Source organism: Microbacterium sp. 2MCAF23 (assembly GCF_052115565.1).
GTDB lineage: Bacteria > Actinomycetota > Actinomycetes > Actinomycetales > Microbacteriaceae > Microbacterium.
The window spans coordinates 45,228-58,707 of the sequence record NZ_JBFRGY010000010.1 but is presented as its reverse complement, the minus strand read 5'-3'; the positions used below and the strand labels follow the sequence as shown (position 1 = coordinate 58,707).

Here is a 13,480-nt window from a genome sequence, read left to right as displayed (position 1 = left end):
ACCGGGGTCGGGGCGCACGTCGATCGTGCGTGCTGCCTCTCATCCGGACTCGCGAGCCTTCGCTCGCATCACCGTCGGTCCCGGAATTGCACCGGATCGGCCTCGGATCCGTGTCGGATCCTCGGTTCGCGGACTGTCACCGCCGGTTCGGATTCTCACCGACCCCGGAGCACGTTGTGTTGCTCTCAGCTTAGTCAACGCGCGGATGCCGGTTTCATTCCGGCGGATGCATCTGTGACTCCCCATGTCGTTCCGGCTCACTTCAGCAGCCGCGACAGCCGACGGTCCGCGAGCACCTTGCCGCCGGTCTGGCAGGTGGGGCAGTACTCCAGCGATCGGTCGGCGAAGAACACACTGCGCACCGTGTCGCCGCACACCGGACAGGGTTCCCCCCTGCGGGCGTGCACCTGCATCCCTCGTCGTTTCGCGTCCTTGAGTTCGGCTGGCGGCTTGCCGCTCGCCTCTGCCACTGCCTCACGCAACGTCGACTGCATCGCGTCGTACAGCCCGGTGACCTCTGCCTCATTTAGACCACCGGCGGGCGCGTAGGGCGACATCCTGGCGGCGTGCAGGATCTCGTCCGAGTAGGCGTTGCCGATGCCGCCGATCACCGCCTGGTCCCGCAGCAGGCCCTTGATCTGCGTGCGCCGGCCCTCGAGCAGCGCCGCGAACACGTCGCGGGTGAAGGACGGATCCAACGGGTCAGGCCCCAGTCGTGCGATGCCGGGAACGTCGAACGGATAGCGGACGACGTACACGGCGAGGGACTTCTTCGTGCCCGCCTCGGTGAGGTCGAAGCCGCTGCCGTCGTCGAACGCGATCCGCAACGCGATCGGCGACTTGCCCGGGCGGATCAGCGTGGTGGGGAGGGCGTCGTACCAGCGCAGCCATCCGGCCTTGGCGAGGTGGAAGACGAGGTGCAGGTGCGGTTCGGTGTCGCTCTTCAGCGTCAGATCCACGAATTTCCCGTGGCGTGCTGCACCGTCGATCCGTGACCCCGCCAGTGCGGTCACGGGCGGGTCGAAGGTCTTCAGCGCCGCGATCGCCGACACCGAGGCGCGGGTGATGGTGAGCCCGACCGCGCGCTCCGCGAGGAAGTCGACCAGCCCCTGCACCTCAGGCATCTCCGGCATGGGATCATCCTGCCACCCCCGTGCGACATCCGGGCAGGGCGGTCCGGATGACGGCCGCCGAAGCGCTCAGGGGAGGGCTCAGCCGAGGTCGATCGGCCAGTCCACGGGAGCGCGGTCGTCGCTGCGCAGCAGCGCGCCGCTCCATCCGTCGTCCCGGCCTCGCGGCCCCGACAGTCCCTGCCGCAGGAGGCCTTCGTAGCGGAACCCGAGCGCCCGGGCGCTCCGCGCCGACGGCACGTTGCCGACCACGGCGCGCCACCGGATTCGGGCGAGACCCAGCTCGGCGAATCCCCAGTCGATCACGGCGCGAGCGGCCTCGGTGAGGTATCCGCGTCCGCGCGCAGACGCGGCCACCCAGTAGCCGAGCTCGGCGTCGCCGCCCGTCGGGTGCTCGACGATGTGATGCAGTCCGATCGACGCGATCAGCGTGCCGTCGGCGTACGCCGCCCACACCTTCTGGGATCCGTCCTCCCACCACTCACCGACGAGCCGGACGTAGTCTTCGGCGTCCGCGCGACCGTAGGGGCTCGGCACAGTGGTCCAGCGCGGGATCTCCGGGTCCTGGCACGCCTCCGAGATCGCTTCGACGTCGGCGGAGGTCGGGGCGCGCAGGACCAGGCGAGGTGTGCGCAGCTCGACCGGTTCCATCGGTTCAGCCTAGGCCCGCCGCCCGGCCCGGATCGTCCACGTACGTGCGAAACTCAGTCGATCCCGCCGCAGAACCGATCGACGAGGTCATCCGGTGCGCGATCGACTGAGTTCGGAACGGCGAGTGCCCGAGCCCGGAACTGGCGACGCCGTCCGCATCGTCCTCCACAGGCGCGGCAGAATCCGCAGTCTTCACAGATTCCGGCGGCGAGAGCCCATGGCAACTCGCGAACGGCCACCCTCGGGGGATGATCGACCAGCGATTCAGGACCTTCGAACTGCGCGCCCAGGGGTATACCGGCAGGATGATCGCGCAGGCGGTGCAGTATGGGACGCTGATCCGGCTGCGACAGGGGCAGTACACGACGGCGCGCTGCCCGGAGTTCGCGCTCGAGGCGGGACGGTTCGGCGGGCGGGCCGACTGCGTGAGTGCGCTCGCGCTCGCCGGCGTCTTCGTCCGCGAACGGCATCCGCTGCACCTGCAGATGACGCCGCACTCCTCGCGTCACGCTCTCCCCTCGGCACTGATCGTCCGGCACTGGCGGGCGTGCTCCGCGCCCTGGAACGACCTCGCCGTCCCCCTCCGTCGATGCACTCGCGCAATCGCTCGCCTGCCAGGAACCGCGGGACGCCGTGGCGTCGCTGGACAGCGCCCTGCATCAGGGGCTGATCGACCTCGACGGACTCGACGAGGTCTTCGAGCTCGCCCCCCGGCGCACGCGCGTGCTCCGTCGCCTCGTGGACGGGCGGGCGGAGTCCGGACCGGAGACGCTCGTGCGCATCGCCGCCCGCGCGCTGGGGTTCGATGTCGCCGTGCAGGTGCTGTTCGACTTCGGCCGGGTGGATCTGCTGCTCGACGGCTGGCTCGTCGTCGAGTGCGACTCCCGGGCGCATCACGAGGACTGGGCGCAGCGGCGCCGCGACTACGCGCGGGACCGCCAGGCGGCGGCGCAGGGACTCTGCGTGCTGCGACTGATCGCCGAGGACATCATGTACGACCGAGAGGGCGTGGTGGCGGCGCTGCGGGCATGCGCGGCTTCCGACCGGCAGGCCGCCGCAGCGTCACGAACTCAGTCGATCTCGGGGCCCGATCGCAGAACGCGCCGGCGCAGCACCGGATCGACTGAGTTCGGCACGCCGAAGCACGCCGAAGCACGCCGAACACCGCCGAGCGCCGACTCAGACTCGGCGGAGCAGGCCGACCTTGTCGTACACCTGGGCGAGGGTCCGGTCGGCGACCTCGTCGGCGCGGGCGGCGTTGGCGGCGAGGATCCGGTCCAGCTCGGCGGGATCCGCGAGCAGCTCGTTCGCGCGGTCGCGCACCGGGCCGAACTCGTTCACGACGACCTCGGCGAGCCCCTTCTTGAAGTCGCCATAGCCGCGGCCCGCGTACTCGTCCTCGATGGACGCGATCTGACGGCCGGTGAGGGCTGCGTAGATCGTCAGCAGGTTGGAGACGCCGGGCTTGTCCTCGCGGTCGTACCGGACGGATCCTTCGTTGTCGGTCACGGCGCGCATGATCTTCTTCGCCGACTTGGCCGGGTCGTCCAGCAGCCACAGCACTCCGGCGTCCGACTCGGCCGACTTCGACATCTTCGAGGTGGGGTTCTGCAGGTCGTAGATGCGCGCGGTGTCCTTCTGGATCACCGGGATCGGCACCACGAACGTCTCGCCGTAGCGCGCGTTGAACCGCTCCGCGAGGTCGCGGGTCAGCTCGACGTGCTGCTTCTGATCGTCGCCCACCGGCACGACATCCGTCTGGTAGAGCAGGATGTCGGCGGCCATCAGCACCGGGTACGTGAACAGGCCGACCGAGGTCGCGTCGGTGCCGTACCGTGCCGACTTGTCCTTGAACTGGGTCATGCGACCGGCCTCGCCGAACCCGGTAATGGTCGACAGGATCCAGGCGAGCTCGGCATGCGCGCGCACATGCGACTGCACGTACAGCGTCGACTTCGACGGCTCGATCCCCGCCGCGATGTACTGGGCGGCGGTGCGGCGGGTCTTCTCCCGCAGCTCCGCCGGGTCGTTCGGCTGGGTCAGCGCGTGCAGGTCGACCACGGAGAAGAACGCGTCGTAGGAGTTCTGCAGGTCCCGCCACTGCAGCAGCGCCCCGATGTAGTTGCCGGCCTGGAGGGAGTCGGCGGAGGGCTGCATTCCGGAGTAGAGGCGGGGTTTCGTCACAGAACAATCCTATGGGGACGGGATCGAGCGCCCGACCGTGCGTTCGGAGCCTCGACGACAGCGCGGCGACGCACCGGGCGGCAGCTCAGTACGTGTAGTCGACGATGACCGGAGTGTGGTCGCTCCAGCGCTCGGCGTAGGTGGTGGCGCGTGCGACGCGGTAGTTCGTCGCCCGTGCCGCGAGAGGTGCCGTGGCGAGGTGGTAGTCGATGCGCCAGCCGGAATCGTTGTCGAAGGCCTGGCCGCGCATCGTCCACCAGGTGTACGGGCCGGCGACCTCGCCCGCAGCGACGCGTCCCACATCGACCCAGCCGAGGCCCTTGCCGTCGCCCTCCGCCACGAAGGGGCGCGTGTCGCTGAGCTGGCCTACCATTCCCCGGCCGATGCCCTCCTGACCGATCGCAGGTTCCCCCGCGGCGCCGAGGAAACGGTCGAAGTACGCACGCTCGCGCGCGAGGAAGCCGGCCTTCTTGACGTTGCCCTTCCAGTTCAGGATGTCGAGGGGCCGATGCCCGACGTTGAGATCGCCCGTGACGAGCGAGAGGGCGTCGTCTGCACCCAGCTCGCCCATGCGCGTGGTCATCGCGTCGAGGAACTTCCACTTCTCTTCCTGCTTGGGGGTGTCCGCCTCACCGCTGTGCACGTAGGCGCTGACGACCGTGAGCGGGACGCCACCGAGATCGAAGTCGGCCTCGAGCCAGCGGCCCTTCGAGTCGAAATCCTCGGGTCCGAGCGCAGTCCGCGATGCGGTCGCCGGGATCCGGCTGAGCACGGCGACGCCGGCGCGGCCCTTCGCCGTGGCTTCGTCGTGCAGGATCGACCAGCCGGGGAACGCCTGCTCCAGGTGCTCGTCCTGCGCGCGCACCTCCTGCAGGGTGAGGACATCGACGTCGGCGGCGTCGAGCCAGCCATGCATTCCGTTGCGGACCGCGGCGCGGATCCCGTTGACGTTGACCGTGGCGATACGCAGGTGGGGCATGGTCTCCAGCCTAACGAGCGCCTCCGACATCGGGTTCCGGTCCGGTTGCGGTGAGCGCGCGCAGGCGCCGCGCCACCAGGGTCTCCGCGCGGGCGGCGCGCTCCGCCTCGGCCTCGGCGTGACGGCGGGTGGCGAGCGCCAGATCGTCCTCGGCGTCCTGCAGCGCGCGGGCCGCGCGTCGGCGCCGGTACCACGGAGCGGCGTGCAGCACCGCTGTCGCCTCGCGCACGCGGATCGCGGCGTCGGCCTGCGCATCCGCCAGCTCCGCGACGCGGAGCGCGAACTCGTCCTCCGGCACCAGCGCCTGATCACGGTCCGATGCGGACACCGCGATCCAGGCGGCGGCGACGAGGATCACGATGGCGACGAGGCGGAACCACAGCAGGAAGCCGACGATGACCGAGAATGTGGCCAGCAGCGGGTTCGTGGGGGAGTAGAGGAAGAGGAGCCCGGCGCCGGCCTGCAGCACCGCCAGCGCCGCACCGCCCAGAATCGCGCCCGGCCAGATCGTGCGCCACGGCAGCCTGGTTCCGGTGAGGAAGCGCACCAGCATCGCGAGTGCCGCGGCGTTCACGCCGAAGGACAGCAGCAGCGAACCCGCCTGGCTGACCACGTTCACCCATATCGACGCATCGCCCGCGCCGAGGAGCTGCAGGATCCGCCGCAGCGCGCCGGTGCCGATCACGCCGAGCGCGGCCGCGAGCACCTGGGCCAGGCCGAACAGCAGCGCCGCGACCAGGTCTCGCGCCTTCAGCAGCACGTAGTTGCGTCCGTCGAACGGCAGCCCGAAGATGTCGCGCACCGCCCGGCGGGCGAAGGTGACGAATCCGATCGCGGTCCACAGTGCGACGATCAGGGCTGCCCCTCCGGTCGCGAGCAGCACGCTCGCGTTCTCGGTGGCTATGTCGGCGACCGCGTCAGGGGTGGCGAGGCCGTTCTCGCTGATGAGGTGAGGGATCGCGCCGTTGATCAGATCGATCATGCGCGCGATGGCCTCATCGCTGGCGCCGAGCCAGAGTCCCACGATCGCGAACGCGGTGTACAGCACCGCGAACATCGTGAACAGCGACTGATAGCTCAGACTGGCGGCCAGCAGGAAGCCGTTGTTCTGCAGGAAGTGCCGCCACACCCGGATCGGGAAGGCGCGCATCGTGCGTCGGGTGATCTCGGCGGCTCGGCCGATCGGCGCTTCGAGACGCGCGCGCAGATCGGGCCCGGAATCCACCACGCTCTCACCCTATCGACTGCGTTCACGGAGCGATGTCTGCTCCCGCTCGAGGGTTTCGGCGACGAACGTCGCTCCCCGAAGGTATGGATGCACCCGCCGACACGACGACGGCCGCCTCGCGGATGCGGGCCGCCACGCACTCACCCTAGCGACCGGCTGACACGCGAAGAGGCGCCACCCGCAAGGGGTGGCGCCTCTTCGACAGGCTCGGGGACCGGCGGATCAGGGACGGCCGCGCAGGACCGCCTGCTTGACCTCGGCGATCGCCTTGGTGACCTCGATGCCGCGGGGGCATGCCTCGGTGCAGTTGAAGGTTGTGCGGCAGCGCCACACGCCCTCCTTGTCGTTGAGGATGTCGAGGCGCACGTCGGCGGCGTCGTCGCGGGAGTCGAAGATGAAGCGGTGCGCGTTCACGATCGCGGCCGGGCCGAAGTACTGCCCGTCGGTCCAGAACACGGGGCACGACGAGGTGCACGCGGCGCACAGGATGCACTTGGTGGTGTCGTCGAAGATCGCGCGGTCGGCGATCGACTGCACGCGCTCCTTGCCCTTCTCCGGCTCGCTGGTCGCGAGCAGGAACGGCTTCACCTCGCGGTACGCCGCGAAGAACGGATCCATGTCGACGACGAGGTCCTTCTCCAGCGGCAGGCCCTTGATCGCTTCGACGTAGATCGGCTTGGAGATGTCCAGGTCCTTGATCAGCGTCTTGCAGGCGAGGCGGTTGCGGCCGTTGATGCGCATCGCGTCGGATCCGCAGATGCCGTGCGCACAGGAGCGGCGGAACGTGAGGGATCCGTCGACCTCCCACTTGATCTTGTGCAGCGCGTCGAGCACGCGGTCGGTGGAGTACAGCTCCACGTCGTAGTCGACCCAGTGCGGCTCGCTGTCGACCTCGGGGTCGAAGCGGCGGATGTTGAACGTGACGAGGAAGGACTGCACGCCCGTGTCTTCGACGACGGCCTCTGCGGCGGTTTCCGTGGCGACGGCGGACATCAGTACTTCCTCTCCATCGGCGGGTAGTTCAACTCGCCCTGCTCGTTCTTGGTGAACACGACCGGCTTCCAGTCGAGCTTGATGTGGTCGCTCGGCGTCGACGAGTGCGGGTCGCCGGTCAGGTACGCCATCGTGTGCTGCATGTAGTTCTCGTCATCGCGCTTCGGGAAGTCGTCGCGCATGTGACCGCCGCGGCTCTCCTCGCGGTTCTGCGCGGCGTAGACGACGACCTCGGCGATGTCGAGGAGGAAGCCCAGCTCGACGGCCTCCAGCAGGTCGGTGTTGAACCGGCTGCCCTTGTCGTCGACGTGCACGTTCTTGTAGCGCTCGCGGAGCTCGGCGATCACGCCGAGCACGTGCTCGAGGGACTCGTGCGTGCGGAACACCTGCGCGCCCTTGTCCATCTCCTCCTGGAGCTTCTTGCGCAGGACTGCGATGCGCTCGGTGCCGGCGTTGTTGCGCAGGCCCTCGAGCATCTCCTTGACCGCGGTCTCCGGGGCCTCGGGGAGGGGCAGGAAGTCGGCGGTCTTGACGTACTCGACGGCGTTGCGTCCGCTGCGCTTGCCGAACACGTTGATGTCGAGCAGGGAGTTCGTGCCGAGGCGGTTCGCGCCGTGCACCGACACGCACGCGCACTCGCCGGCCGCGTACAGGCCCGGGACGATCGTGTCGTTGTCGGCGAGCACCTCGCCGTTGTTGTTGGTCGGGATGCCGCCCATGGCGTAGTGCGCCGTCGGCATCACGGGGACCGGCTCGACGACCGGGTCGACGCCGAGGTAGGTGCGCGCGAACTCCGTGATGTCGGGGAGCTTCGTCTCCAGGACCTCGGCACCGAGGTGCGTGCAGTCCAGCAGCACGTAGTCCTTGTGCGGGCCGGCGCCGCGGCCCTCCGCGACCTCCTGCACCATGCAGCGGGCGACGATGTCGCGCGGCGCGAGGTCCTTGATCGTGGGGGCGTAGCGCTCCATGAAGCGCTCGCCCGAGGCATTGCGCAGGATCGCGCCTTCACCTCGCGCGCCCTCGGTGAGCAGGATGCCGAGGCCGGCCAGGCCGGTCGGGTGGAACTGGAAGAACTCCAGGTCCTCGAGCGGCAGGCCCTTGCGCCACACGATCCCGACGCCGTCGCCGGTCAGGGTGTGCGCGTTCGAGGTGGTCTTGAAGATCTTGCCGAAGCCGCCGGTCGCGAAGATCACGGCCTTGGCGTGGAAGACGTGCAGCTCGCCCGTGGACAGGTCGTAGGCGACGACGCCGGCGATGCCGGTCTTGCCCGCCTCGTCCTTCACCGTGATGAGGTCGAGCACGTAGAACTCGTTGAAGAAGTTGATGCCGAGCTTCACGCAGTTCTGGAACAGCGTCTGCAGGATCATGTGGCCGGTGCGGTCGGCGGCGTAGCAGGCCCGGCGCACGGGCGTCTTGCCGTGCTCGGCCGTGTGTCCGCCGAAGCGGCGCTGGTCGATCTTGCCCTCGGGCGTCCGGTTGAACGGCAGGCCCATGTTCTCGAGGTCGATGACTGCGTCGATGGCCTCCTTGGCGAGGATCTCCGCCGCGTCCTGGTCGACGAGGTAGTCGCCGCCCTTGACGGTGTCGAAGGTGTGCCACTCCCAGCTGTCCTCCTCGACGTTCGCGAGCGCCGCGGCCATGCCGCCCTGCGCCGCTCCCGTGTGGGAGCGGGTCGGGTAGAGCTTCGAGATCACCGCGGTCTTCGCGCCGGGGCCGGCCTCGATCGCCGCCCGCATGCCGGCGCCGCCGGCGCCGACGATCACGATGTCGAACTGATGGTGGTGCACGCCGTTCTTGACGACGGAATCCTGGGTCTCAGTGGTCACTGGTTCTGCCTATTCTCTGAGCTTGGTCGCCGCTGCCGCGGGGGAGCTGGTCTCGCCGTGGTCGCCGGGCTATTTGCCCAGCGCCTTGCAGGTGTCCCACATGGCGCCGCTCTCGAACACGCCGTTGCAGGGGTCGAAGGTGAACACGACGAGGGTGCCGAGCAGGACGAGGAGGGCGGTGGCCAGGCCGAGCACGACCAGCAGGGTCTTGCGGATGCCCGTGTGGCCGACGTAGTCGTTCACGACGGTGCGCATGCCGTTGGCGCCGTGGATGAGGGCCAGCCACAGCATCAGCACGTCCCACCACTGCCAGAACGGCGTGGCGTACTTGCCGGCGACGAAGGCGAAGTCCAGCGCGTGGATGCCCTCGCCGAGCATGAGGTTGACGAAGAGGTGGCCGAAGATCAGCACGACGAGCACGACGCCCGAGACGCGCATGTAGATCCAGCCCCACTTCTCGAGGTTGACGCCCTTGCTGCGGCGCGGGGCCGCCATGTGCTGGGTGGTGAAGACGTCCGCAGCCATCAGCTCGCACCTCCCACGTGAGAGAACACGTTGATCAGGTGGCGCGGCACGAAGCCGGCCAGCAGCACCAGCCAGAGGCCGATCACGACCCAGAACATCTGCTTCTGGTACTGGGCGCCCTTCGACCACACGTCGATGAGGATGATCCGCAGCCCGTTCAGCGCGTGGAAAACGATCGCGGCGACGAGCACAGTCTCGCCGAGCCCCATGATCGGGTTCTTGTACGTGCCGAGGACCGCGTCGTACGCCTCCGGCGAGACCCGGATGAGCGACGTGTCGAGCACGTGCACCAGGAGGAAGAAGAAGATGGAGATTCCGGTGATGCGATGCAGAACCCAGGACCACATGCCCTCGCGACCCCGGTAGAGGGTGCCGCGCGGCGTCTTGGACGTGGTTTCCGCAATCGAAGGTGTCAAGCGCGTGCTTGCGGACACAGTCGTCCTCCCTGATCGATAGCGAAGGATCGCGGCGCGCAGGCGTCCGATCCCCCTCATCCTATTCCTGTCAGATGGCTGGGAGCGACGAAGGCGACCCTTAGCGATCATGCGGTTCTGCGATCGGAACCATGCATGGATGCGATCGTGGGCACGGCGACCGACGTCCTACCGTGAGGGCATGAGCATTCGCTTCCCGAACGGCGCCATCGTCCCGAGCATCGGCATCGGCACCTGGAACGTGGGCGACGATCCGGCGCGACGGGACGAGGAGATCGCGGCGATCCAGGTGGGGCTCGACGCCGGTCTGCGCGTCGTCGACACGGCGGAGATGTATGGATCCGGCCGCTCCGAACGACGGGTGGGGGAGGCGATCCGCGGGCGGCGCGACGACGCGTTCCTGGTGAGCAAGGTGCTCCCGCATCACGCCGACGCGGCCGGGATCCGTCGAGCGGCGCACGACAGCCTCGCCCGGCTCGGCACCGACCGGCTCGACCTGTACCTGCTGCACTGGCGCGGGCCGGTGCCGCTCGAGGAGACCGTCGCCGCGTTCGAGGACCTGCGCGACGCCGGCGACATCCTGGACTGGGGCGTGAGCAACCTGGATCCGGACGACCTCGCCGAGCTTCCCGCGGGAGCCGCGACCGATCAGATCCTCTACAACCCGTCCCGCCGCGGGCCCGAGCTCGATCTGCTCCCGTTGCTGCGCCGCCGCGGGATTCCGGCGATGGCGTACTCGCCGCTCGAGCAGGCGCGTGTGCTCGGCGATCCCGTGCTCGCGGAGCTGGCTTCATCGATCGGGCTGACGGTGGCGCAACTGGTGCTCGCCTGGGTGATCCGCTCCGGAGACGTGCTGGCGATCCCCAAGGCGGGCGACGTCGCGCACGCGCGGGACAACGCCGCGGCAATCGATGTCGAGCTGCCTGCGGAGGTGCTCTCGGCGATCGATGCACGCTTCCCCGCCCCTGCCCGTCCGGTGCCGCTGGAGATGCTCTGAGCAGGTGGCGACGGGGCCCTCGCTACGCTGGATCCCATGCGCGAGCCGATCCCTGACTTCTACGCCGTCATCCCCGCCGGAGGCATCGGGAGCCGGCTGTGGCCACTGTCCCGGGCCGATGCGCCGAAGTTCCTTCACGATCTGACCGGATCTGGACAGTCGCTGCTGCGCGACACCTGGGACCGGCTGGAGCCGCTGACCGGCCCCGACCGGATCGCGGTGGTGACCGGGCGCGCGCACCGCGCTGCGGTGGAGGCGCAACTGCCGGGCATCGCCGACAAGAACGTGTTCCTGGAGTCTGAGCCGCGCGAGTCGGCGGCGGCGATCGGGCTCGCGGCAGCGATCCTGCACCGACGCGACCCAGAAGTGATCATCGGATCCTTCAGCGCGGATCATGTCATCCGCGGCACCCGCGTGTTCGAGTTCGCCGTACGTGACGCCGTCGAGGTCGCGCGAGAGGGGTACATCGTCACGATCGGCATCACGCCGACAGAGCCGGCGGTCGGCTTCGGTTACATCAAGCAGGGGACGGAGCTCGAGATCGAGGGTGCGCGAGAGGCCGCCCTGGTGGAGCGGTTCGTGGAGAAGCCCGACCTCGCCACGGCAAGGAAGTACGTCGCCGACCGCAGCTACCTCTGGAACGCGGGCATGTTCATCGCAAGGGCCGACGTGCTTCTGGCGGAGATCGAACTGCACCAGCCCGCCCTGTACGCCGGTCTCATGGAGCTCGCCGAGGCATGGGACGACCGGGAGCGGCGCGGACCCGCGGTGGATCGCGTGTGGCCTGCGCTGCCGAAGATCGCGATCGACTACGCGGTGGCGGAGCCCGCGGCCGAGCGCGGCCGGCTGGCGGTGGTGCCGGGCCACTTCGACTGGGACGATGTGGGGGACTTCGCCTCGCTCGCCAAGCTCATCCTGAACGGACGCAAGAACGACCTCGCCGTGCTCGGCGCTTCCGCCCGAGTACTGTCGGACGCGGCGAGCGGGATCCTGGTCAGCCAGACGTCGCGGGTGATCAGCCTGGTCGGCGTTCAGGACATCGTGGTGGTGGACACCCCGGACGCGCTGCTCGTGACGACCATCGAGCACGCGCAGCGGGTGAAGGGCGTGGTGGAGTCGCTCAAGCTCACCGGGCGCGGCGACGTGCTCTGAGGCCCCCGCGATCATCCGCAGATGCGCACGGGCCTGCACGAAAGCGGGGATGACCCGGGTGCTCTGCTCATATGAGCATGGACGAGCGCATGTGATCTCATGTTTGTAACCATTGACTCCAGCGACACGGACGAGGATGCCCGATCTTCGTCATAGTCGGTAACTTTCAAGTGACCCGCGATGGCCGCGGGCTCGTTTTCTGGAGGCCCGTGTGACCATCACCAAGAAGCTGATCGGCGCGACCATCGCCGCCGGTGTCATCGTCGCCCTCGCAGGTTGCGGATCCGCTCCTGCTCCGGCGAGCTCGAGCGGCGGTGCCAAGCCGGCCGACGCGAACTTCAAGCCCTGCCTCGTCTCCGACAGCGGCGGCTTCAACGACAAGTCCTTCAACGAGTCGGCCAAGATCGGCATGGACAAGGCGGCCAAGACCCTCGGCGTGAAGGCCCTCGAGGTCGAGTCGAAGTCGGACAACGACTACAAGAGCAACATCGACTCGCTGATCTCCGGCAAGTGCACCATGATCATCGGCGTCGGCTTCAAGCTCGACGCCGCGATCTCTACCGCCGCGCAGGCGAACCCGAAGATCAACTTCGGCATCATCGACTCGCTGGCCGACACCAACAACGACGGCAAGCCGGACGCGCCGAACATCAAGCCGATCCTCTTCGACACCGCCCAGGCCGCGTACCTCGGCGGCTACGCCGCAGCGGCATGGTCGGCGCAGGAGGGCGCCAACAAGGTCGGCACCTTCGGCGGAATGAAGATCCCGCCGGTGACGATCTTCATGGATGGCTTCGTCGACGGCGTCAAGAAGTACGACGAGGACAAGGGCGGAAACGTCGCCTCGGTCGGCTGGGACAAGGCCGCGCAGGACGGTTCGTTCACCGGCGCCTTCGCCGCGAACGACACCGCCAAGCAGACCGCGAACTCGATCCTGGGTCAGGGCGTCGACGTGATCTTCCCGGTCGGCGGTCCGATCTACCTCTCGGCCAGCGCTGCGATCAAGGACAGCGGCAAGAAGACGGTCATGCTCGGCGTCGACTCCGACCTCGCCGCGGCTGACCCGTCCGTCGCCGACCAGATCCTGGTCTCGGTCATGAAGCGCATCGACGACGCGGTCAACACCACGGTCCTCGACGCTGCCAAGGGCAGCTTCGACCCGACCCCGTACGTCGGCACGCTCCAGAACAACGGCGTGGGCCTGTCCTCGTTCCACGACTTCGAGAGCAAGCTCCCGAAGGGCCTGACCGACGAGCTGAAGGCGCTGCAGGACAAGATCATCAAGGGCGACATCAAGGTCGAATCGGCCGCGTCCCCGAAGTAACCCCCTCTGACGCGGGGCGCTCCGATCCCGCCATCGTCGCCGACCGGCGCGATGGCG

The 13,480-nt window shown here is 68.6% G+C and carries 12 protein-coding genes, 1 pseudogene and 1 riboswitch; of the genes and pseudogenes, 4 read left to right on the top strand and 9 right to left on the bottom strand.

What is annotated here, in order from left to right; translation table 11 throughout:
* Positions 1 to 26 precede the first annotated feature (26 nt).
* Positions 27 to 176: riboswitch (FMN riboswitch) on the bottom strand.
* An 81-nt stretch (positions 177 to 257) separates the two neighbouring features.
* The gene (locus tag AB4078_RS11475; RefSeq protein ID WP_441977239.1) at positions 258 to 1,133 is read right to left on the bottom strand and encodes an Fpg/Nei family DNA glycosylase; all 876 of its coding nucleotides are present in this window, start codon (positions 1,131 to 1,133) and stop codon (positions 258 to 260) included.
* A gap of 78 nt (positions 1,134 to 1,211) precedes the next feature.
* Positions 1,212 to 1,781, bottom strand: a complete 570-nt coding sequence (locus tag AB4078_RS11470) for a GNAT family N-acetyltransferase (RefSeq protein WP_441977238.1) — start codon at positions 1,779 to 1,781, stop codon at positions 1,212 to 1,214.
* Positions 1,782 to 2,414: 633 nt separating this feature from the next.
* Between AB4078_RS11470 and AB4078_RS11465 the strand changes: the two are divergent.
* Positions 2,415 to 2,744, top strand: a pseudogene (locus AB4078_RS11465) (hypothetical protein); the annotation flags it as partial.
* A gap of 216 nt (positions 2,745 to 2,960) precedes the next feature.
* Here the strand turns inward: AB4078_RS11465 and trpS are convergent.
* The 7 genes from trpS to sdhC form a co-directional block, all read right to left on the bottom strand.
* Positions 2,961 to 3,965, bottom strand: coding sequence for a tryptophan--tRNA ligase (trpS, locus tag AB4078_RS11460; protein WP_441977237.1), 1,005 nt, complete (start codon positions 3,963 to 3,965; stop codon positions 2,961 to 2,963).
* A gap of 85 nt (positions 3,966 to 4,050) precedes the next feature.
* Entirely contained in the window at positions 4,051 to 4,944 is an 894-nt protein-coding gene (locus AB4078_RS11455) for an exodeoxyribonuclease III (RefSeq protein ID WP_441977236.1), read from the bottom strand.
* 10 nt (positions 4,945 to 4,954) lie between these two features.
* Positions 4,955 to 6,172 (bottom strand): YihY/virulence factor BrkB family protein, encoded by a 1,218-nt coding sequence (locus AB4078_RS11450; protein ID WP_441977235.1) that lies wholly within the window; start codon positions 6,170 to 6,172, stop codon positions 4,955 to 4,957.
* Between the two features lie 222 nt (positions 6,173 to 6,394).
* Positions 6,395 to 7,165, bottom strand: a complete 771-nt coding sequence (locus AB4078_RS11445; RefSeq protein ID WP_440733347.1) for a succinate dehydrogenase iron-sulfur subunit — start codon at positions 7,163 to 7,165, stop codon at positions 6,395 to 6,397.
* Positions 7,165 to 8,991 carry a succinate dehydrogenase flavoprotein subunit gene (gene sdhA, locus AB4078_RS11440; RefSeq protein WP_440733346.1) on the bottom strand — a complete coding sequence of 609 codons (1,827 nt, stop codon included), beginning with the start codon at positions 8,989 to 8,991 and terminating at the stop codon, positions 7,165 to 7,167. Before sdhA ends, AB4078_RS11445 begins: the two co-directional genes overlap by 1 nt.
* A 69-nt stretch (positions 8,992 to 9,060) precedes the next feature.
* On the bottom strand, positions 9,061 to 9,516 hold the full coding sequence (locus AB4078_RS11435; protein ID WP_440733345.1) for a succinate dehydrogenase hydrophobic membrane anchor subunit: 456 nt from the start codon (positions 9,514 to 9,516) through the stop codon (positions 9,061 to 9,063).
* On the bottom strand, positions 9,516 to 9,950 hold the full coding sequence (gene sdhC / locus AB4078_RS11430; RefSeq protein ID WP_440733344.1) for a succinate dehydrogenase, cytochrome b556 subunit: 435 nt from the start codon (positions 9,948 to 9,950) through the stop codon (positions 9,516 to 9,518). Before sdhC ends, AB4078_RS11435 begins: the two co-directional genes overlap by 1 nt.
* Positions 9,951 to 10,131: 181 nt before the next feature.
* On the opposite strand from sdhC, the gene AB4078_RS11425 reads away from it, so the two are divergent.
* From AB4078_RS11425 to AB4078_RS11415, 3 genes are all read left to right on the top strand, one after another.
* Positions 10,132 to 10,947, top strand: coding sequence for an aldo/keto reductase (locus tag AB4078_RS11425; RefSeq protein WP_441977234.1), 816 nt, complete (start codon positions 10,132 to 10,134; stop codon positions 10,945 to 10,947).
* Positions 10,948 to 10,983: 36 nt separating this feature from the next.
* Positions 10,984 to 12,099, top strand: a complete 1,116-nt coding sequence (locus AB4078_RS11420) for a mannose-1-phosphate guanylyltransferase (RefSeq protein WP_441977233.1) — start codon at positions 10,984 to 10,986, stop codon at positions 12,097 to 12,099.
* A gap of 211 nt (positions 12,100 to 12,310) precedes the next feature.
* Positions 12,311 to 13,423 (top strand): BMP family lipoprotein, encoded by a 1,113-nt coding sequence (locus AB4078_RS11415; protein ID WP_440733341.1) that lies wholly within the window; start codon positions 12,311 to 12,313, stop codon positions 13,421 to 13,423.
* Positions 13,424 to 13,480: the final 57 nt, after the last annotated feature.

What these genes read in the sequence shown, in the direction of transcription:
- AB4078_RS11475 (WP_441977239.1), bottom strand. Translation starts at nt 1,133, where the DNA reads ATGCCGGAGATGCCTGAGGTGCAGGGGCTGGTCGACTTCCTCGCGGAG.
- AB4078_RS11470 (WP_441977238.1), bottom strand. Translation starts at nt 1,781, where the DNA reads ATGGAACCGGTCGAGCTGCGCACACCTCGCCTGGTCCTGCGCGCCCCG.
- AB4078_RS11455 (WP_441977236.1), bottom strand. Translation starts at nt 4,944, where the DNA reads ATGCCCCACCTGCGTATCGCCACGGTCAACGTCAACGGGATCCGCGCC.
- AB4078_RS11445 (WP_440733347.1), bottom strand. Translation starts at nt 7,165, where the DNA reads ATGTCCGCCGTCGCCACGGAAACCGCCGCAGAGGCCGTCGTCGAAGAC.
- AB4078_RS11435 (WP_440733345.1), bottom strand. Translation starts at nt 9,516, where the DNA reads ATGGCTGCGGACGTCTTCACCACCCAGCACATGGCGGCCCCGCGCCGC.
- AB4078_RS11425 (WP_441977234.1), top strand. Translation starts at nt 10,132, where the DNA reads ATGAGCATTCGCTTCCCGAACGGCGCCATCGTCCCGAGCATCGGCATC.
- AB4078_RS11420 (WP_441977233.1), top strand. Translation starts at nt 10,984, where the DNA reads ATGCGCGAGCCGATCCCTGACTTCTACGCCGTCATCCCCGCCGGAGGC.